The organism is Microvirga sp. GCM10011540 (assembly GCF_042650665.1).
GTDB lineage: Bacteria > Pseudomonadota > Alphaproteobacteria > Rhizobiales > Beijerinckiaceae > Microvirga > Microvirga lenta.
Genome location: NZ_JBHSBQ010000005.1, coordinates 101,455 through 118,918, shown reverse-complemented (window position 1 = coordinate 118,918; position 17,464 = coordinate 101,455). Strand labels below are relative to the sequence as shown.

Annotated in this window: 19 protein-coding genes; 7 read left to right on the top strand and 12 right to left on the bottom strand. The window is 67.6% G+C overall.

Annotation, left to right across the window (positions count from 1 at the left end):
* Nucleotides 1–2: 2 nt before the first annotated feature.
* The 12 genes from ACFOYU_RS01180 to ACFOYU_RS01125 are packed head-to-tail and all read right to left on the bottom strand — an operon-like array spanning nucleotide 3 to nucleotide 11,341.
* Nucleotides 3–470, bottom strand: coding sequence for a PaaI family thioesterase (locus ACFOYU_RS01180; RefSeq protein WP_226738089.1), 468 nt, complete (start codon nucleotides 468–470; stop codon nucleotides 3–5).
* 45 nt (nucleotides 471–515) lie between these two features.
* Complete coding sequence (locus tag ACFOYU_RS01175; protein ID WP_377032138.1) at nucleotides 516–1,709, bottom strand: CaiB/BaiF CoA transferase family protein; 1,194 nt, start codon at nucleotides 1,707–1,709, stop codon at nucleotides 516–518.
* 9 nt (nucleotides 1,710–1,718) lie between these two features.
* Nucleotides 1,719–2,534: an SDR family NAD(P)-dependent oxidoreductase gene (locus ACFOYU_RS01170; RefSeq protein ID WP_226738093.1), complete on the bottom strand. Its 816-nt coding sequence runs from the start codon at nucleotides 2,532–2,534 to the stop codon at nucleotides 1,719–1,721.
* 14 nt (nucleotides 2,535–2,548) lie between these two features.
* On the bottom strand, nucleotides 2,549–3,631 hold the full coding sequence (locus ACFOYU_RS01165; RefSeq protein ID WP_226738095.1) for a CoA transferase: 1,083 nt from the start codon (nucleotides 3,629–3,631) through the stop codon (nucleotides 2,549–2,551).
* Nucleotides 3,632–3,635: 4 nt separating this feature from the next.
* Complete coding sequence (locus tag ACFOYU_RS01160) at nucleotides 3,636–4,970, bottom strand: phenylacetate--CoA ligase family protein (RefSeq protein ID WP_226738097.1); 1,335 nt, start codon at nucleotides 4,968–4,970, stop codon at nucleotides 3,636–3,638.
* A complete protein-coding gene (locus tag ACFOYU_RS01155; RefSeq protein ID WP_377032137.1) occupies nucleotides 4,967–5,614 on the bottom strand; it encodes a TetR family transcriptional regulator in 648 nt (215 codons plus the stop codon). The genes ACFOYU_RS01160 and ACFOYU_RS01155 overlap by 4 nt, the downstream gene beginning before the upstream one ends.
* Entirely contained in the window at nucleotides 5,614–6,810 is a 1,197-nt protein-coding gene (locus ACFOYU_RS01150) for an acyl-CoA dehydrogenase family protein (RefSeq protein ID WP_377032136.1), read from the bottom strand. The genes ACFOYU_RS01155 and ACFOYU_RS01150 overlap by 1 nt, the downstream gene beginning before the upstream one ends.
* A gap of 3 nt (nucleotides 6,811–6,813) precedes the next feature.
* A complete protein-coding gene (locus ACFOYU_RS01145) occupies nucleotides 6,814–7,788 on the bottom strand; it encodes a branched-chain amino acid ABC transporter permease (protein WP_377032135.1) in 975 nt (324 codons plus the stop codon).
* 14 nt (nucleotides 7,789–7,802) lie between these two features.
* Entirely contained in the window at nucleotides 7,803–8,669 is an 867-nt protein-coding gene (locus ACFOYU_RS01140) for a branched-chain amino acid ABC transporter permease (RefSeq protein ID WP_226738105.1), read from the bottom strand.
* Complete coding sequence (locus tag ACFOYU_RS01135; protein ID WP_377032134.1) at nucleotides 8,666–9,406, bottom strand: ABC transporter ATP-binding protein; 741 nt, start codon at nucleotides 9,404–9,406, stop codon at nucleotides 8,666–8,668. Before ACFOYU_RS01135 ends, ACFOYU_RS01140 begins: the two co-directional genes overlap by 4 nt.
* Nucleotides 9,403–10,179: an ABC transporter ATP-binding protein gene (locus ACFOYU_RS01130; protein WP_226738109.1), complete on the bottom strand. Its 777-nt coding sequence runs from the start codon at nucleotides 10,177–10,179 to the stop codon at nucleotides 9,403–9,405. Before ACFOYU_RS01130 ends, ACFOYU_RS01135 begins: the two co-directional genes overlap by 4 nt.
* Nucleotides 10,180–10,189: 10 nt before the next feature.
* Complete coding sequence (locus ACFOYU_RS01125) at nucleotides 10,190–11,341, bottom strand: ABC transporter substrate-binding protein (protein WP_226738110.1); 1,152 nt, start codon at nucleotides 11,339–11,341, stop codon at nucleotides 10,190–10,192.
* Between the two features lie 208 nt (nucleotides 11,342–11,549).
* Between ACFOYU_RS01125 and ACFOYU_RS01120 the strand changes: the two genes are divergently transcribed.
* Genes ACFOYU_RS01120 through ACFOYU_RS01090 form a run of 7 tightly spaced genes read left to right on the top strand, consistent with a single transcriptional unit; the run spans nucleotide 11,550 to nucleotide 17,458 of the window.
* A complete protein-coding gene (locus ACFOYU_RS01120) occupies nucleotides 11,550–12,332 on the top strand; it encodes an enoyl-CoA hydratase/isomerase family protein (protein ID WP_226738112.1) in 783 nt (260 codons plus the stop codon).
* 33 nt (nucleotides 12,333–12,365) lie between these two features.
* Nucleotides 12,366–12,950, top strand: a complete 585-nt coding sequence (locus tag ACFOYU_RS01115) for a hypothetical protein (RefSeq protein WP_377032133.1) — start codon at nucleotides 12,366–12,368, stop codon at nucleotides 12,948–12,950.
* A complete protein-coding gene (locus ACFOYU_RS01110; RefSeq protein WP_226738116.1) occupies nucleotides 12,947–13,336 on the top strand; it encodes a Zn-ribbon domain-containing OB-fold protein in 390 nt (129 codons plus the stop codon). Before ACFOYU_RS01115 ends, ACFOYU_RS01110 begins: the two co-directional genes overlap by 4 nt.
* Nucleotides 13,333–14,484 carry a thiolase gene (locus tag ACFOYU_RS01105; RefSeq protein WP_377032132.1) on the top strand — a complete coding sequence of 384 codons (1,152 nt, stop codon included), beginning with the start codon at nucleotides 13,333–13,335 and terminating at the stop codon, nucleotides 14,482–14,484. Before ACFOYU_RS01110 ends, ACFOYU_RS01105 begins: the two co-directional genes overlap by 4 nt.
* 18 nt (nucleotides 14,485–14,502) lie before the next feature.
* Nucleotides 14,503–15,417 carry an SDR family NAD(P)-dependent oxidoreductase gene (locus tag ACFOYU_RS01100; RefSeq protein WP_226738120.1) on the top strand — a complete coding sequence of 305 codons (915 nt, stop codon included), beginning with the start codon at nucleotides 14,503–14,505 and terminating at the stop codon, nucleotides 15,415–15,417.
* A gap of 3 nt (nucleotides 15,418–15,420) precedes the next feature.
* Nucleotides 15,421–16,284 carry a MaoC/PaaZ C-terminal domain-containing protein gene (locus ACFOYU_RS01095; protein WP_377032131.1) on the top strand — a complete coding sequence of 288 codons (864 nt, stop codon included), beginning with the start codon at nucleotides 15,421–15,423 and terminating at the stop codon, nucleotides 16,282–16,284.
* 13 nt (nucleotides 16,285–16,297) lie between these two features.
* The gene (locus tag ACFOYU_RS01090; RefSeq protein WP_377032130.1) at nucleotides 16,298–17,458 is read left to right on the top strand and encodes an acyl-CoA dehydrogenase family protein; all 1,161 of its coding nucleotides are present in this window, start codon (nucleotides 16,298–16,300) and stop codon (nucleotides 17,456–17,458) included.
* The last annotated feature ends 6 nt before the right edge of the window (nucleotides 17,459–17,464 follow it).

Below are 17,464 nucleotides of genomic sequence, written 5' to 3'. Positions count from 1 at the left end.
CCTCAGTCGTGAGATTTGGAAAGCACTTTCCAGATCCCCTGCGAAGTGGCGACGGTGCGGCCGTCGACGGCCAGCGTTCCCCGCATGAACAGGATCGAGCGCGTGCGCCGGACGACCTCGGGCCGGACCGAAACGAACTCGCCGGCGGCGGCCGGGGCGATGAACTGCGTGTCCAGCTGAATCGTCGCCTGCGGCAAGCCGCCGTTGATCTCCCTGGCGGCGAGGCCCAGGGCTTGGTCCGCGAAGGCCATCAGCATGCCGCCATGGACGACGCTCCGCCTGTTGAGGTGCTTCTTCTCCGCCAGGAACCCGAAGCTGAGATCCTCGGCTCCGCCCCGCTGCCACAGGGGGCCGACCAGGGCCATGAGGCCGGGCTCGTCGTCACGGATGGTCCATCCGTCGCCCGCGGGATCGAACGGGCGGGCGCCGTCATCCCCATGATCCTCAGGTGAGGACGATCGATCGTTCATGCATCCTTCTCCCGTGGAGCGGCCCTACACTCGATTGCAGCCTGCTTACTCGACGAGCGCCTGCGACTGCAATCGCGCAAGATCCTGCTCGGTCATGCCGAGCTCACGCTCCAGCACCTCGCGGGTGTTCTCCCCGAGCCGCGGCGGCGCCTTCGGCGGCCGGACCGGCGTTCCCGACAGGCGCAGGGGCGAGGCCGTGAGACGAAGGGTCCCGTGCCGTGCATCCGGCACCTCCACGACGACGCTGCGCTCGGCAACCTCCGGGCTGGCGAAGACCTGCGAGACGTTGCGAACCTGCCCGGCCGGAACGCCCGAGCGCTTGAGACGGTCGATCCATTCGGCCGTGCCGCGGGTCCGGAAGACCTCGCCGAGCGAGGGGATCAGCGTTTCCCGGTTGAGGACGCGGTCCCGGTTCTTCCGGTAGCGTCCGTCCTCCCAGAGATCCGGTCGTTCCAGTACCTGGACGCAGAGATTCCTGAACTGCTGGTCGTTGCCGACAGCAAGGGCGACGATGCCGTCCGCCGTGTCGAAGATCTGGTACGGCACGACCGTCGCATGGGCATTGCCGTAGCGGCGCGGCTCCTTGCCGGTCGCGAGATAGCCGGCTCCCACATTGGCCAGCAGAGCGACCGCGGATTCGAACAGGGACACGTCGATGAGCTGCCCCTGTCCGGTCTTCTCGCGGGCGAGCAGCGCCGCCAGGATGGCCTGGGTGGCGTTCATGCCGGTGACCACGTCGGTGATGGCGATGCCATGCTTCATGGCCGCGCCGTCGGGTTCGCCCGTGATGGACATCAGGCCGCTTTCGGCTTGGATGGCGAAGTCGTATCCGGCCTCGTCGGCCCGCGAGCCGGTACGGCCGTAACCGGAGATCGAGCAGTAGATCAGGCGCGGATTGACCGGTGCGAGCTGCTCGTAGCCGAGGCCGAAACGATCCAGCGCGCCCCTGCGGTAGTTCTCGACGAGGACGTCGGCCTTCTCGGCGAGGCGGCGCACGATGGCCTGCCCCTCCGGCGCCTTCAGGTCGATGGCGACCGACTGCTTCGAGCGGTTGCAGCTCAGGAAATAGGTGGATTCGCCGCCGATCTCCGGGGGCATCCAGCTACGCGTATCGTCGCCCCTCGTCGGCTCCTCGATCTTCCACACCTCGGCCCCGAGATCCGCGAGGGTCTGCGTGCACCAGGGCCCGGCAAGCACGCGCGACAGGTCGAGGACCTTCACTCCCTGCAGAGGCAGCATGAGTTTCTCCTACTCCGCGGCGATCATGTGGAGACCCGGCCCGAGATGGGCGGCCCCGTCGATCTGGATGAGCTGTCCCGTCATCAGCCGCCCGGCCGGGCTGGCCAGGAAGGCGACGAGTTCCGCCACCTCCTCGACCGAGGTCGCGATGCCCATGGGCGTGGCGTCGATCAGGCGCTCGAGCATCGGCCGCGCCGCCTCGCCGGCAAGCCCTTCCGTCACCACGGTGCCCGGTCCGATGCAGTTGAGACGGATGCCGTCCTTCGCCCATTCGAGGGCGAGCGAGCGGGTCATGCCGAGAACCCCGGCCCGGGCCGCGATCGAGTGCGAGAGACCCATGGAGCCGCGGTCGACGCCGGAAAGCGAGATGCTGGCGACGCTGCCGCGGCTCGCCTTGAGATAGGGATAGGCCGCCTTGGTGACCGTGAAGACGGCGCTCAGATTCAGGTCGATCACCGCATCCCAGCCTTTCCGGCTGATCCCGGTCGCGGGCGCGAAGAACTGTCCGCCGGCATTGTTCACCAGGAGATCGATGCCCTGATCTTCGCCCACCTCGCGCACCAGCGTCTCGACCGCCTCCGTGTCGCGCACGTTGCAGGGGCGGTAGGCGAAGCGGCCCGCCTTTCCCTCGGCGAGCTTCGCCGTCTCCTCCAGCATCTCCGCCCGGCGGCCGGTGCCGTAAACCGACATGCCGAGCTCGACGAGACGCAGGACGATCGCGCGGCCGATGCCGGACCCCGCCCCCGTGACCAGCGCGGACCGGCTCGCGAAGAGCCCGTCACGGAGCACGGCTGGACTGAACTCTTCGGTAGAGGATGAAGGCATTGCGTTGCTCCGGGTCAATCGGCCTGATGGCGGCCGCCAAGCGAAGGTGCCGGCGAACGGACGATCCGCTCGCCGTCGAACAGGGCGGGAAAGCTCGGGACATGCTCCCCCGTCTCCAGCCGGCGGCTCACCGCGCCCTCGCGCAGGCCGCGGATCATCGCGACGGCGCTGACGGGGTCGCGCACCGCGCCGGCCGGAATGGCGACCTGGTTCATGGCGGACAGGACCTCCGCGCAGCTGCGCGATGCGGTCCAGGCGCCGACCTGGGCGTCGAACTCGGCCGCGCAGGCGATCCTTTCCGCTAAGGGCGCATCGCGCCCGCCGACGATGGGCCTGAGCTTGGCCCAATAGGGATCGAGGCCGCCATAGATGTAGACGTGACCGTCCCGGCAGGGATAGACGCCCGAGGGCGCGGAGGCCCTGTCCCGGTTGCCCGTCCCAGGCGCGGGACTGCCGCCTTCCGACACCAGCAGGGCCGCAGGGCCGAGCAGCATGGCGGCGGCGATCTCCATCATGGAGATGTCGATGATGCAGCCCTCCCGGCGGTCGGGCTCCGCGAGGGCCATGGCGGTCGAGAAAGCCGCGTAGAGGCCCGAGAAGAAATCGGCCGGCCAGCTCGTCGAGATCCGCGGGCTCCCGTCTTCCGCCGCGTTGAGCCAGGCGAAGCCGCTTTCGCACTGGGCGATCGTGTCCATGCAGGTGCGGTCGTCCTGCTGCCCGTAGCCCGACACGAGCGTCGCGACGAGGCGGGGAAAGCGGCGCCGGATGGACGGCCCGTCGAGTTCGAGGCGACGCAGGGCACCTGGCGCGAGATTGCAGACGAGCGCATCGGCCGAAGCGAGGAGCTCCGCCAGCTTCGCGCGATCCGCATCCTGGCGCGTGTCGATGACGATGCTCGCCTTCGACGTGTTGAAGCTTCGGGTATAGACGCTCCCGAAAGCCGTGCCGGGCAATGCCCGCGAGCCGTCGCCGGTCGGCGCCTCGACCTTGACGACCTCGGCCCCGAAATCCGCCAGGAGCTGGGCGGCGGTCGGTCCGGCAATGAATTGCGCCAGCTCGATGACGCGCTTTCCTGCGAGCGGGCGCGGCGCTGCCATGGGGTTACTCCGTGATCACGCGCTTGGCCTTGTGAACGGTCCGCGGCAGTGAGCCGGCCGGCAGGACCTCCACGACGAAGCGCACCTGAAGCCGCTCGCGCAGCCGATGGGAGAGCTGCTCCCCGAGATCGGCGGGGGCATCCTCCGTGCGCTCCACGCGCAGCTTCACGCCGGTCAGGAAGCCGGACTTCGGATCCTTGACGGAATCGTCGAGCACCAAGACGTATTCGTTCGTCGTTCCCGGGAAGGCACGGACGATGTCCTCGACCGCACTCGGGAACAGGTTGACGCCGCGCACGATCAGCATGTCGTCGGCGCGGCCGAGCACGCCGCCCTTGAGGGTCGCGTGGGTGCGCCCGTCCGGGGTGGGCCGGCGGTCGCGGACCACCACGTCGCCCGTCCACCAGCGCACGAGCGGGCAGGCCTCCTTGTCGAGATGGGTCAGGACGAGGACGCCCCGCTGCCCGTCCTCGACGGGCTCGAGCGTATCGGGATCGAGGATCTCCACATAGATGAAGTCCTCCGCGATCTGCGGGCCGAGCTGCAGGGCGGAGTCCCAGCCGATGGGCTGGCATTCCAGCGCCCCATAGCAGTCGAACATCTTGGCGCCCCACATGCGCTCGAGCCGCTCGCGGGTGCCCGGGATGCTCGCGCCCGGCTCGCCGCCGACGCAGACCATGCTGACTGTCGATGCGGCGAGATCGACGCCCATCTCCTCCGCGGCCTCGGCGACGTGCGCCATGAAGGACGGGGTGCCGATGACCGCCTTCGTGCCGTATTCCCGGATGGTCTCGATCTGCCGCTTGGTGTCGACGGATCCGCCCGGGATCACGAGAGCCCCGATATGCTGCGCCGCGAGGGTCGCCCCCAGCCCTCCGACGAACCAGGAATAGTTGAACATGCACTGGAACACGTCGCCCGCCCGCAGGCCCTGCGCATAGAGGTAGCGGGCATAGAGATCGGCCCAGCGCTCCACGTCGCGCTTGGTCCACAGCACCGGCGAGGGACGGCCCGTCGTGCCGGACGAGAAATGAACCCGCACCGCCTCGTCGAGATTCACGGCCCGCATGGTTCCGAAGGGCGGGTCCTCCTGCAGGCCCGTCACGTAATCGGACTTGCGCGTGATGGGCAGGCGGCGCAGATCCTCGACGCTTTTCAGACCGGCCGCCGAGAACCCGGCCTGCTCGAAGACCTTCCTGTAGTAGGCGCTGCGCTCCTCCACGCGGGCGAGCTGCCGCTTCAGGGCCGTGAGCTGGAAGTCCTCGATCTGGTCCCGCGACCAGGTCTCGACGGGATCCCAGATGTCGCTGGAGTGCGGGCGTTTCGTCTGAGCGTTCAAGGCTGGGCTCCTTTGAGGATTCCGCGCATGGCGAACTCGGTCAGGGTGCGGGCGATCTCGGCGATGTCCTCGGGCTTCTGCAGGCGGCGCGGCGCGTACCAGACGGTCAGCCAGTTCATGGCTCCGAAGAAGGGCTTGGTGGCGAGGCGCGGCGGCAGGTCCGCGAACAGGCCGGCGCGGATGCCGTCATCGATCACCTCGGCGAAGATCTGCTCGTAATCGTCGCGCATGCGGACGATCGAGCGCAGGGTCTTGGCATGCCGTGCCGCGACCGCCCCGAGCAGCTCGCGCTCGAGACCGCGCACGGCGACCTTCTGGATCGGCAGGTCCTCCAGGAGGATGGTCGTGTGGCGCAGCGCCATCGCCTCGAGGCGCTCCGCCGCGTTGCCATCGCCCCTGGCGACGGGCTCGATCTCCCGCAGCAGCCGCTCCATGGCGGCGATCTGGACGTCGAAATAGAGCTCCGCCTTGCTGCGGTAATAGTGGTAGATCCGCCCCTTGGTCGCTCCGAGCCGCTCGGCCACGGCATCGATGGAGGTGGCCGCGAAGCCGAACTCCATGAAGACCTCGGCGGCGGCGCGAACGATCTCATCCCGCGCCTCGCTGCCGGTTCCAGTCTTGAGGGATGAGCTGTCGATATCCATCAGGCACTCCGTTTCAAGGCTCCGCCCTGCTCCATGGCGGCGGCGTCCTCGACCTCTTTGCGCACGGCGCGGGCCAGCACAAGCCGCTGGATCTCGGAGGTGCCTTCGTAGATTTCGAGAATGCGCTGATCGCGGTAGAGGCGCTCGGCCACGCACGGCTTGCAATAGCCGAAGCCGCCCCAGATCTGAACGGCCGCGTCGGCGGCCCGGTGCGCGACTTCCGAAGAGTAAAGCTTCGCCATCGCCCCCAGATTGGCGACGTCCCTTCCCTCGTCGAACGCCCGGGCCGCCTCGTAGAGCATCATGCGGGCCGCCGAGATCTCGACCGCCATATCGGCCAGCTTGAAGCCGATGCCCTGGTTGTCGATGATCTGATGGCCGAACGCCCTACGCTCCACGGCCCGCCGGGAGGCCTCGCGATAGGCGGCGAGCGCCAGTCCGAGGGACTGGGCCGCCACCATGACCCGGCCCACGTTGAGCGTCTGGAAGGCCAGCCGCAGGGCGCGGTTCACCTCGCCGATCCGGGCCTCGTCGGGCACGACCACGTCGAGCTTGAGGTTGGAGGTCTGGGTGCCGCGAATGCCCATCTTGTCGGAGAGCTCGTCGATGACGGCGCCGTCCTGCTCCTTGTTGACCATGAAGGCCGAGATGCCGCGGCCACCGGCCGCCGGATCCGTCTTGGCGAAGACCACGTAGTAGCGCGAAGCGCCGCCGTTGCCGATCCAGTACTTCTCGCCCTTGATGCGCCAGCCGTCGCCCTCGCGGACGGCCGTGGCCGTGATGGCTGCCGCATCGGAACCCGCGTCGCGTTCGGAGAGAGCAAAGCTCGTGGCGACGCCCTTGGTCATTTCGCCCAGGTAAAGCGCCTTCTGGTCCTCCCGTCCGGCCAGCAGCACCGGGAAGGCGCCGAGCTGATAGGCGCACAGAATGGCGGCCGTCGAGGAGCATCCGGAACCGATCCGCTCGACGACGGCGACCGTCGAGGTCAGGCTTGCGCCCTCGCCGCCATAGGCCTTCGGGATGAACAGGCCAGCCAGCCTGTTGTCGACGAGGCGGCGCACGTTCTCCCACGGGTAGCGCTGCTCCCGGTCGAGTTCCTCCGCCAGCGGCGCGAAGTGCTCGTCGGCCAGTTGCGCGGCGACCGAGAGCCAGCGCTGGGAATCGGCGTCCAGGGTGGGCTGCCAGATCACGGTCATGTCTTAGCTCCTCTCAGGGATAGGTTTGCCGAGCGGCGCTTGGCGTCGGGCGAAGAGGGTCCGAAGCGGCGCGAAGATTCCGACGAGGCCGCTGGGCAGGAAGGATAGCGTCAGGATGAGGACGCTTCCGAGGATGATCTTGTCCACGTAGCCGCCGAAGGAGAAGAACTTCTCCTGCACGAGGATCAGCGTGACGCCCACGAGCGGGCCGAGCAGCAGGCGGCGCCCGACCACCACGACGGCGGTCAGCATGAGGATCAGGAAGTAGGTTTCGAGCACGTCGGCGCTGATATAGGCGCGCTGATAGGCATAGAGCCATCCGGCCGACGCGGTGATGGGCGCCGACAGGAGAAAGACCTGCAGGCGGGTGCGCTGCGGATCGACGCCGGAGGTCACCGCGAGGCGCGGATTGAGGTGGACCATCATGGCCGCCTGCCCCAGCCGCGAGCGGCGAAAGGAGGACACCACGTAGATGGCGGCCAGCAGCAGCAGATACGCCACCGGCCAGAGCTCCCGATCGTTCCGGGCGCTGAACCCGAGAAGGGAGATCTCGAAGGCCGGAATTCCCCTCAATCCGTCGGAGCCGCCGAGAAAGCTCCAGTTCTGCGCGACGGTCGCGGCGACCACGGCGACCGCATAGGTGACGAGGGAGAACACGAATTCGCGCAGCTGGAGGGTCACGAGGCCGAGCAGGGCCGCCACCAGCAAAGCCATGAGGAGCGCGCCCGCCAGGGACAGGAGCGGCCCGAACCCGGCGCTGGCCGACAACAGCGCCGTCGTATAGGCGCCGACCGCGAAGAACACCGTATGGGCCAGGCTGACCTCGCCGAGATCCGACACGATGATGTCGAGCCCGTAGGACATCACCGCGAAGATCGCGATGAGCACGCAGGCGGCGTAGACCGCGCCGGACCCGCCGAGGATCATGGGCACGAAGAAGCCGAGGACCGCGAGGATGGCGAGAAGGATCGTCTTCATTCCATGGCTCATGGTCATCGTCCTCCAGGGCTGACGGCCAGCCCGCCGGGCCGGACGACCAGCACCGCGATCAGCACCGCGAAGGCGGCGGCGGTGGCGTAGGCGGGCGACACGAAGGCGCCGAAGAAGGCCGTGAACAGGCCCAGCGCCAATCCGGCGAGGTAGCTGCCCGTGACGCTGCCTATTCCGCCGAGCACCACGACCACGAAGGTGACGATGACCTCGTCGAAGCCCATGGAGGTGAGGATCGGCGTGCGCGGAGCGACGAGCGCCGCCGCCAGGGCGACCGCCGCCCCCTCGAAGGCGAAGACGCCGAAATAGACCCGCTTCACGTTGATGCCGGCGAGCGCGGCGAGCTGCGGGTCCTCCGCGACCATTCGCGCCAGACGTCCGATCCGCGTGCGGTCGATGGTGTACTTCAGAGCCGCGAAGAACAGGATCGCCACGATCACGATGGCGATGTCCTGATAGGTGAACCAGAGATCGCCCCAGTAGATGTCCTGGGTGGATAGCGGCGTCTCGAGGATCTGGCCGGTGGAGCCGAAGGTCAGGGCCGCCGCTCCGTGGAGCACGTAGCCGAAGCCGAGGGTGACGATCATGATCGACACCAGATCCTGCTTGAGGGTGAGTCGAAGCATGACCCGCTGCATGATGAATCCGACCGCGACGCCGGCCAGCATGGCGAAGGGGATGGACACGATGTAGGGGAGCCCGAGACGGGAGACGCCGTACCAGGTGACGAAGGCTCCCAGCATGTACATCTGGCCGTGACCGAAATTGACGAGGCGTGCCACGCCCAGGAGCACCGTCCAGCCGATGGCGATGAGCGCATAGGCGTGCCCGAGCACGATTCCGTTGACGAGTTGCTGGGTCAGGTTCATGCCACATGTGCTCCGAGATAGGCCTCTGCGATCCGCGGATCGTCCCGCATGTCCGCAGCCGGACCTTCGGCGATGATGCGTCCCCGTTCGAGCAGGACGAGGCGATCGACCACCTCGATGGCGGCGCGGACGTTCTGCTCGACGAGCAGAACCGTCAGGCCGGAATCGACGAGGGAACGGACGGTGTCGAGCACCGTCGAGACGAGCCGCGGGGCGAGCCCGATGGAAGGCTCGTCGAGGAGGAGAGCGCGCGGGCCGAGCCGCAGCGCCCGGGCGATGCCGAGCATCTGCCGCTCGCCGCCCGAAAGCTGCGAGCCGAGATGATGGCGCCGCTCGTGAAGGCGCGGAAACAGGCCGTAGACCTCGTCCGTCGAATAGCGCCGCCGCCCCTGCCCCAGGTCGGTCTCGTTGGACGTCGATGAGAGATTCTCCTCGACGGTCATCTGCGTGAAGACCAGCTTTCCCTCGGGAATCAGGAGAAGGCCGGACCGAACCCGCTCGTGCGTCGGAAGCCCTGAAATGTCCCTTCCGTCGAGCAGCACTTTTCCGGATATTTTCGGTGTCCCGCGCGACCAGCCGACGAGGCCGTTCACCAGGGTGGACTTCCCTGCCCCGTTGGCACCCACCACGCCGACCAGCTCCCGCTCGCGGACGGCGAGGTGCGGCAGGTCGAGGGCGAGATTGCCGCCATAGGCGACCTTGAGGTCCTTCGCCTCCAGAACCGGACGGTTGTTCATTGCGTGTGCCCCAGATAGGCCTCGAGAACCCGCGGGTCGGACTGGATCTCGTGCGGCGTTCCCATGGCGATCTGCCGACCCTGCTCGAGAACCACGATCCGGTCGGCCACGGACATGATGAGATCCATGTGATGCTCGATCACGACGACGGCCAATCCTTCGTTCTTGAGAGAGAGCAGGAGATTGACGAGATGGGTCATGTCCACGCCGCCGAGCCCGGCCGCCGGCTCGTCGAGAAGCAGCGCCTGCGCTCCACTCCCATAGGCCAGGGCGATCGAGAGCATCCGCTGCGTTCCGTACGGGATGTTGGTGGGCTTGAGCCCGTGATACATCTCCGGAATGCCGAAGCGCAGAAGACGCTGCCTCGCATCCTCCACGGCGGCGCGGCGTCGGCGAGCCTCGCTGAACGGCAGAAGCGTGGCGGCGACGAGACTTGTGCCGTAGCGGTCCTGGAGAACCGTGACCATGTTCTCCAGAACCGTCAGTTCGTGGAAGAAGGCATTCTGCTGGAATGCCCGCTTCAGGCCGCGCTCGGCGAGGAGATGCGGCGCGACCGCGGTCACCTCCTCGCCCTTCAGGAACACCTGCCCCTGACGCCGCACCAGATGGGTGACGGCATCGTAGCAGGAGCTCTTTCCGGCGCCGTTCGGGCCGATGATCCCAAGGATCTCGCCTGCGCCGACGCTCCAGGTGACGTCGTCGAGGGCGACGAGGGCGCCATAGGTGACGCCCAGGCCTTTGACGCGCAGAACGGGTCCCGCACCGCCGGACATCGCACCACCCTCAGTTCGAGGCCGAGCGAACCACGATCTTCTGGTCCTCGATCGTGAAGAGCTTGTGGTCGGACATCAGCTGGCCGTTGGGGCCGAACTGCATCTTGCCGAAGATGGTGCCGTCGAAGGTCCCGCCGCGGATGCGCTTGGCGATGGGCTCCTTGTCGAGGGTCTTGAGCTCGTTCGCGGCCATGGCCCAGACCTGCAGCGCCGCGGCGCCGAGGGCCATGTACTTGTCGGGGGTGTAGTCGAACATCTCCTTCGTCTTGGCGACGAACTTCTTGTTCATCTCGTTCGATGCGAACGGCTCGACATCAGGGAAGTAGATGTCGGCGCCGACCACGCCGTTGGCTGCCTCGCCCGCCACCGAGATCACGCTCGGCGCGACCGTTCCGACGGCGGTCACCAGCTGCCCGGGCAGACGGCTCTGCTTGGCCTGACGGATCAGGGCCGGCATGCCGAGACCCTCGTTGGCGTTGATCGCGACGGTGATATCGGGATTGGCGGCACGCACATTCGTCAGGGCGACGCGGAAATCCGCCTGGCTGAAGGGGAACTTCTCCTCGGCGACCTTCTCGTACTCGTAGTTTATTTTCTTCAGTTCGGCCTCGATCGATTCCTGCGCACCGTTGCCGTAGGCGTCATTCTCCGTCAGGAAGGCGATCTTCTTCGCCTTCCTGTCCGCAATGTACTTGGCGATGACCGCGCCGTCCTGCGAGTTCGAGCTGTTGAGGCGGACGGCGAGAGGATTGCCCTCGCCCGAGAGGATCGGGTCCGCCTTCGAGATGGCCGTGATGTCGAGGATGCCGGCACGGTTGATCACCGGCTGCATCGCGAGCGTGACCGGGCTGTTCCAGCCTTCGATGATGACCGACACGCCTTCCGAGATGAGCTCGTTGGCGCGGGAGACGCCGACGGCCGGCGTCGATTCGTCGTCCCGCGAGAGAATCTCGATCTGGCGTCCCATGACGCCGCCGGATTCGTTGATGATGGATGCCATGGCCTGGATGGCCTGCGTCACGTGCTGTCCCTGCGGACCGGCACCTCCGCTCAGCGGAAAGATGACACCGACCTTGACGGGTTGTTGTGCCTGAGCGAGCGCCGGACCGGCGAGAACGAATGCACCGAGAGTCGCGGCGGCAAGAGTCTTGAGAGCCTTCATGGACCTTCCTCCTATGTGAACGCCTTTGTCGGTCTTGTTCTTATTCACACGACGATACCGATTAGTATGTCAGCATGTCAATTGTGGGACGACGCTTCTGGCGGATAGCTATTTTTGGCTATTTTTTGCCGCACCGCACAATAGACTTCAGCCCTCTTGCCGACATACCGATGAGTATGTAACCTCCATCCATCATCCAGGAGGAGCCATGTCACCGCGCGATCATTCTTTCGTGAGGACGGAGCGGACCGGCGCCGTTCTGATCGTCACGATCGATCGCCCCGAGGCGCGCAACGCGCTCAACCCGGCGATCCTCACCCGCATCGCCGCGGAGCTCGAAGCCGCCGACCGTGACGACGAAATATTCGCGGCCGTCCTCACCGGCGGCCCGGTGAATTTTTCCGCCGGAGCCGATATCGACGTCCTGTCCGGCCATTCGCCCGCAAGTTACCTCTCGTCGCCGAACCGGCGCGCCTTCGAGAGCATCGCCCGTTTCGACAAGCCCATCGTGGCCGCCGTGGCGGGTTTCTGTCTCGGCGGCGGCTGCGAGGTGGCGCTGTCCTGCGATCTCGTCGTCGCCGGCGACAACGCTGTATTCGGGCAGCCCGAGATCAATCTCGGGATCATTCCCGGCGCCGGCGGCACGCAGCTCTGGCGGCAGCGGGCCGGAGCGGGACCGCAGGCGGAGGCCGCGCTTCTCGGACAGTTCGTCGACGCATGGGCGGCCCGCCGCATCGGTCTCGTCGATGCGGTGGTGCCAGCCGAGAATGTCGTCGACGCAGCCACCGAGAAGGCTCTCGCCATTGCCGCCAAGGCCCCGCTCGCGAGCCGCGCCGCGAAGGCGGCGATGCGTGCCGCCGGCGTCATGAGCCTCCAGGCCGCCCTGGCGCACGAGCTCACGCTGATGGCCGGGCTTCTCGGCACGCAGGACGCGCAGGAGGGCACGAACGCCTTCCTCGAGAAGCGTCGGCCGCAATTTCAGGGGCGCTAGGCTGACATGACGGGTGAACTCCTAGGATCAGGCATGCTGCAGCGGCTCGAACTGTCGGCGGGCGAAACCGGTGCGGAGCGCCAGGGACGCATCAGACGCGCCCTGCGCGAAGCCGGCCGGTCTCCCGCCCTTGTCATCTCCGGATCGTTCGAAGGCGACGTCGCCGACGCAAGAGCCCACGCGGACACGGTCAACCTCCTCATCGACGCGACCGTTCCGGTCGTCACCCTGATTTCCGGCCCCATCGGGCCGCAGGGTTTCGGGCTGATGCTGGCGGCGGATCATGCGATTCTGGGACCGCATGCACGTGTCGTCGGGAACTGGCGTCGTGCATCCGGCGCGATGGCCCTGGCCCGGAACCGCTGCGGTCCGCTTCTGGCGCACCGGATGGCCTTCGCTCCGTCCGTCGATCCATTGATGCTCCTGTCGGACAGCGGGTTTGCGACCCGAGCGGCCGACCCTGCTCTCGTCCTCGAAGAGATGATCGCAAGATTTGCGGAGAACGGGCTCGGGCGCCGTCTCAAGCGCAGCCTCAAGGCCGCATCCGAATTGCCCCTCAAGGAGGCCCTCTCATTCGACTTCTGGTTCACGCACGCACAGGATGATAGCGCCCGATGAGCACCGATCCTCGCTTCGACGGCCCGGGCCCCGATGAGGTCTGGCGGACAGCCCTCGCGGAAGGACGCCTGCTCCTGCAGCACTGCCGCGACTGCGAGGCGACGCGCTTCCCGCCCGCCATGGTCTGCGGCGCCTGCGGCTCGCCCGATCTCGAATGGCGGGAGGCCTCGGGTCGTGGCGTGGTCCATGCGTCCACCACCGTGCGCGAGCGCGAGGGCGGCTACAACGTCTCCCTGATCGATCTTGCGGAAGGCGCCCGCATGATGAGCCGGGTGGAGAACGTCGATTCCGGCGCCGTCAGGATCGGCATGGAGGTCGTGGCCCGCATCGTTCCCGAACCGGAACCCTTCGTCGTCTTCGATCCTGCCGAGGGAGGCGCCGCATGAGCCATCCGCTTCGGGGCCGCGCGGCGATCGCCGGCATCGGCAACACCAAGCGCTGGAACGCGCCCGGACGCCTGCCGTTCGACCAGCTTCAGGAAGCCGCCATCCTGGCGCTCGAGGATTGCGGCCTTGCCCTCAAGGATGTGGACGGGCTCTTCTGCGCCATCTCCTCGTCCGGATTGCCGGTCCTCAACGCGGCCGAGCGACTGGGCATCAATGTCCGTCATGCGGACGGCACCATGGTCGGCGGCGCCTCCTTCCTGTTCCACCTGCAGAACGCTGTCTCGGCCCTCGAAACAGGCCTCTGCGAGGTCGCGCTGATCTGCTACGGCTCGAACCAGCTCAGCGCCGGAGGGCGCCTTGCCTCCATGCCGGACCCGCAGCATTACGAAACGCCCTACAAGCCTCGCTATCCCATCTCGAGCTATGCGCTCGCAGCCGCGCGGCACATGCACGAATACGGCACGACGCGAGAAAATCTCGCCGACGTCGCCCTGGCGGCGCGGGCCTGGGCGAACCTCAACCCGGACGCCTTCGCGCGCGGCCCTCTGACCCGCGACGAGATTCTGTCGTCGCGCATGGTAAGCGATCCCATCGCGCGGGCGGATTGCTGCCTCGTCACCGATGGCGGCGCGGCTCTGGTGCTGACCCGCGCCGACCGCGCTCGCGACCTGGCGAAGCCCCCCGTCCACGTCCTGGGAACCGGCGTCGCAATCGGCCACCGCCAGATCTCCGCCATGCCGGACCTGACCACGACCGCAGCCGTGGAATCGAGCCGCCACGCCTACGAAATGGCCGGGGTCGGCCCATCCGACATCGACCACGTCATGGTCTACGACGCCTTCACCATCACGACGCTGCTGTTCCTGGAGGACCTCGGCTTCTGCCCGAAGGGAGAAGGCGGCGCCTTCGTGTCGAGCGGCGCCATCGCGCCCGGCGGCACCCTGCCGGTGAACACGAATGGCGGCGGCCTCTCCTGCAATCATCCGGGAATGTACGGCCTGTTCACGATCATCGAGGCGGTGGAGCAGCTGCGCGGCACCTGCGGCGAACGCCAGGTGGAGGGGGCGGAGATCGCCCTCGCCCACGCCAATGGCGGCGTCCTGTCGAGCCAGGCGACGGCGATCCTCGGCACGGCGGCAACGATTTGAGATAGAGGGAGAAACGGGATGCCAGGAATGCTGGAGGGCAAGGTCGCCATCGTCACCGGCGCCGGCCAGGGTGTCGGGCGCGCCATCGCGGAAGGTCTGGCCAAGGCGGGGGCGAGCGTCGTCATCAACGACGTGGGCGTGAGCCTGACCGGCGAGACGGAGAACGCCTCCGCCGCCGAGCAGGCCGCCGCCGCCATCCGCGAGGCGGGCGGACAGGCGGCCGCCAGCCGCGATTCCGTCGCCGAATGGGCCGGCGCGGAACGCATCGTCCAGACAGCCCTCGACGAGTTCGGCCGCATCGACATCGTCGTCAACAATGCCGGCATCCTGCGCGACGCAATCTTCCACCGCATGTCGCCCGAGGAATGGCGCGCGGTCATCGACGTCCATCTGCACGGCAGCTTCAACGTCAGCCGTGCGGCCGCGCCGCATTTCCGTCAGCAGCAATCCGGCGCCTATGTTCATATGACCTCGACCGCCGGTCTCATCGGCAATTTCGGCCAGGCGAACTACATGGCCGCCAAGCTCGGCATCGTCGGCCTGTCACGCGCCATCGCCATGGACCTGCAGCGGTTCAACGTGCGCTCCAACTGCATTGCGCCCTTCGCATGGAGCCGCATGGTCAGCTCCATCCCGACCGAGACCGAGGCCGACAAGGTCCGCGTCGCCAAGCTGAAGCAGATGACGCCGGACAAGATCGCCCCGATGGTCGCCTTCCTCGGATCGGACGCGGCCAAGGACATCTCGGGCCAGGTCTTCGCGGTGCGCAACAACGAGGTGTTCCTGATGAGCCAGCCGCGCCCGGTGCGCTCGCTTCATCGCGGCGACGGCTGGACGCCGGAGGCGCTGGCGGAGCAGCTTCCCGGCGCCTTCGGCCCCTCGCTGACGCCGCTCGAACGCTCCGCCGACGTGTTCTCCTGGGATCCGGTCTGAGTCATGGCCATCGATCCGGACAAGCTCCTCGCCCTCCGATTTCCGGAGATCCGCCAAACCTACGGCTGGCGCGACAGCATCGTCTATGCCCTCGGCACCGGCTTCGGGCAGGATCCAACGGACGAGCGGCAGCTGCGCTTCGTGGACGAGACCAGGCTGAAGGCTGTGCCGACCATGGCGAACGTGCTCGCCTATCCGGGCTTCTGGATGCGCGACCTCGATACGGGGATCGACTGGGTCAAGGTGGTGCATGGCGAGCACGCCATGCGCCTGCATCGCCCCCTGCCCGCCCAGGGCGAGGTGGTCGGTCGGACCCGCATCGTGGACCTCGTCGACAAGGGGCCTGGAAAAGGCGCCCTGGTCTATGCGGAGCGCATCGTCACCGATGCGGCGACCGGCGAGAAGCTCGCGACGCTGCTGCAGACGGTGTTCTGCCGCGGCGACGGCGGTTTCGGGGGCAAGAGCGAGGCACTGCGCACGCCCCATCCCGTTCCGGACCGGTCGCCCGATGCCAGCATCGACATGCCCACCCATCCGCAGATGGCGCTGATCTACCGGCTCTCGGGCGACCTGAACCCCCTGCACGCCAATCCGGCCATCGCCCGCAAGGCGGGATACGACCGGCCGATCCTCCACGGGCTCGCCACCTACGGCGTCGCCGGGCACGGGCTGATGGCGGCGCTGTGCGACTACGAGCCGGAGCGCTTCCTGGCCATCGAGGGACGCTTCTCCGCGCCGGTCTTTCCGGGCGAAACGATCACGATCGACATCTGGCGCGAGGAGCCGGGCCGGGCCGCCTTCCGGGCCCGCGTCGCCGCCCGTGACGCGGTGGTGTTCAACAACGGCCGGTTCGAATACGCGGCCTGAGGAGACTTGAGTCATGGATTTCACGCTCACCGACGAGCAGCGCGCCCTGCAGGAGAGCGCCCGCCGCTTCGCCCAGAACGAGCTGCCGAGGCTCGCCGCCGAGATCGAGGAAACCTCCCATCCGGTCCCGCACGACTGGCTGAGGCGCTATGCCGACATGGGCTTCCTCGGCATCAATGCCGATCCGGACCTGGGCGGCCTGGGGCTGTCCCATCTCGACGCCTTCCTGGTCATGGAGGAGTTCGCCAAGGTCTCCGTCGGCGTCGCCTTCCCCGTCTTCGAGTGCTGCGCCGGACCGGTGCGGATCGTCGAGCGGCTCGGCCAGCCCTCCTTGCGCGAGCGCGTGGTGCCGAAGGTCGTCGCGGGCGAGATGCTGGTGGCGATCTCCATGTCGGAGCCCGACGCGGGCACCGCGCTCACGGACCTGCGCACCCGCGCCCGCATCGAGGGCGACACCATCGTGATCGACGGGGCGAAGCGCTGGTGTTCGGGCGCCGGACACTCGGAAGGCTACGTGGTCTTCTGCCGCTTCGACGGCACGCCCGGCGCCAAGGGCATCGGCGCCGTTTTCGTGGACCGCGACACGCCGGGCCTCAGCTTCGGTCCGCAGGAGGAACTCATGGGCTTCCGCGGCGTACCCTCGGCCGACATGCATTTCGAGGACGTGCGCGTTCCGAGGGATCACCTCCTCGTCGGCCCCGGCGGCTTCCCCAGCCTCATGGGATTGTTCAACATCGAGCGCCTCGGCAACGCCACCATGGCGTTGGGCGTCGCGGCCGGCGCGCTCGAGCACGTGACGGCCTATATCCAGGAGCGCAAGCAGTTCGGCAAGCCGATCGTCGACTTCCAGGCCGTGCAGATCCGCCTCGCCGAGATGGCCATGAAGGTGGAGGCGTCCCGCCTGCTCATCCACCGTGCCGCCGCGAATGCCGGCAAGGACCTGCCGAACGTCCGCGAGGCCTCCATCGCCAAGTGCTACGCCAACGAGATCACCCGCGAGGTCACCGCGACCGCGCTCCAGCTCATGGGCGGCTACGGCTATGCCCGGGAATACGGCATGGAGCGGCGGCTGCGCGACTCCTTCGGCTGGGGCATCGCGGGCGGCGCCATCGACATCCAGAAGGTCAACATCGCGGCCGAGCTCGTCGGCCGGCGCTTCGATCAGCGCAGGTGAGGCGGA

Excerpts from the sequence above, each read along its gene's own strand:
- ACFOYU_RS01180 (WP_226738089.1), bottom strand. The coding sequence starts at position 470 with ATGAACGATCGATCGTCCTCACCTGAGGATCATGGGGATGACGGCGCC.
- ACFOYU_RS01175 (WP_377032138.1), bottom strand. The coding sequence starts at position 1,709 with ATGCTGCCTCTGCAGGGAGTGAAGGTCCTCGACCTGTCGCGCGTGCTT.
- ACFOYU_RS01170 (WP_226738093.1), bottom strand. The coding sequence starts at position 2,534 with ATGCCTTCATCCTCTACCGAAGAGTTCAGTCCAGCCGTGCTCCGTGAC.
- ACFOYU_RS01165 (WP_226738095.1), bottom strand. The coding sequence starts at position 3,631 with ATGGCAGCGCCGCGCCCGCTCGCAGGAAAGCGCGTCATCGAGCTGGCG.
- ACFOYU_RS01155 (WP_377032137.1), bottom strand. The coding sequence starts at position 5,614 with ATGGATATCGACAGCTCATCCCTCAAGACTGGAACCGGCAGCGAGGCG.
- ACFOYU_RS01150 (WP_377032136.1), bottom strand. The coding sequence starts at position 6,810 with ATGACCGTGATCTGGCAGCCCACCCTGGACGCCGATTCCCAGCGCTGG.
- ACFOYU_RS01145 (WP_377032135.1), bottom strand. The coding sequence starts at position 7,788 with ATGAAGACGATCCTTCTCGCCATCCTCGCGGTCCTCGGCTTCTTCGTG.
- ACFOYU_RS01140 (WP_226738105.1), bottom strand. The coding sequence starts at position 8,669 with ATGAACCTGACCCAGCAACTCGTCAACGGAATCGTGCTCGGGCACGCC.
- ACFOYU_RS01135 (WP_377032134.1), bottom strand. The coding sequence starts at position 9,406 with ATGAACAACCGTCCGGTTCTGGAGGCGAAGGACCTCAAGGTCGCCTAT.
- ACFOYU_RS01130 (WP_226738109.1), bottom strand. The coding sequence starts at position 10,179 with ATGTCCGGCGGTGCGGGACCCGTTCTGCGCGTCAAAGGCCTGGGCGTC.
- ACFOYU_RS01125 (WP_226738110.1), bottom strand. The coding sequence starts at position 11,341 with ATGAAGGCTCTCAAGACTCTTGCCGCCGCGACTCTCGGTGCATTCGTT.
- ACFOYU_RS01120 (WP_226738112.1), top strand. The coding sequence starts at position 11,550 with ATGTCACCGCGCGATCATTCTTTCGTGAGGACGGAGCGGACCGGCGCC.
- ACFOYU_RS01115 (WP_377032133.1), top strand. The coding sequence starts at position 12,366 with ATGCTGCAGCGGCTCGAACTGTCGGCGGGCGAAACCGGTGCGGAGCGC.
- ACFOYU_RS01110 (WP_226738116.1), top strand. The coding sequence starts at position 12,947 with ATGAGCACCGATCCTCGCTTCGACGGCCCGGGCCCCGATGAGGTCTGG.
- ACFOYU_RS01105 (WP_377032132.1), top strand. The coding sequence starts at position 13,333 with ATGAGCCATCCGCTTCGGGGCCGCGCGGCGATCGCCGGCATCGGCAAC.
- ACFOYU_RS01100 (WP_226738120.1), top strand. The coding sequence starts at position 14,503 with ATGCCAGGAATGCTGGAGGGCAAGGTCGCCATCGTCACCGGCGCCGGC.
- ACFOYU_RS01095 (WP_377032131.1), top strand. The coding sequence starts at position 15,421 with ATGGCCATCGATCCGGACAAGCTCCTCGCCCTCCGATTTCCGGAGATC.
- ACFOYU_RS01090 (WP_377032130.1), top strand. The coding sequence starts at position 16,298 with ATGGATTTCACGCTCACCGACGAGCAGCGCGCCCTGCAGGAGAGCGCC.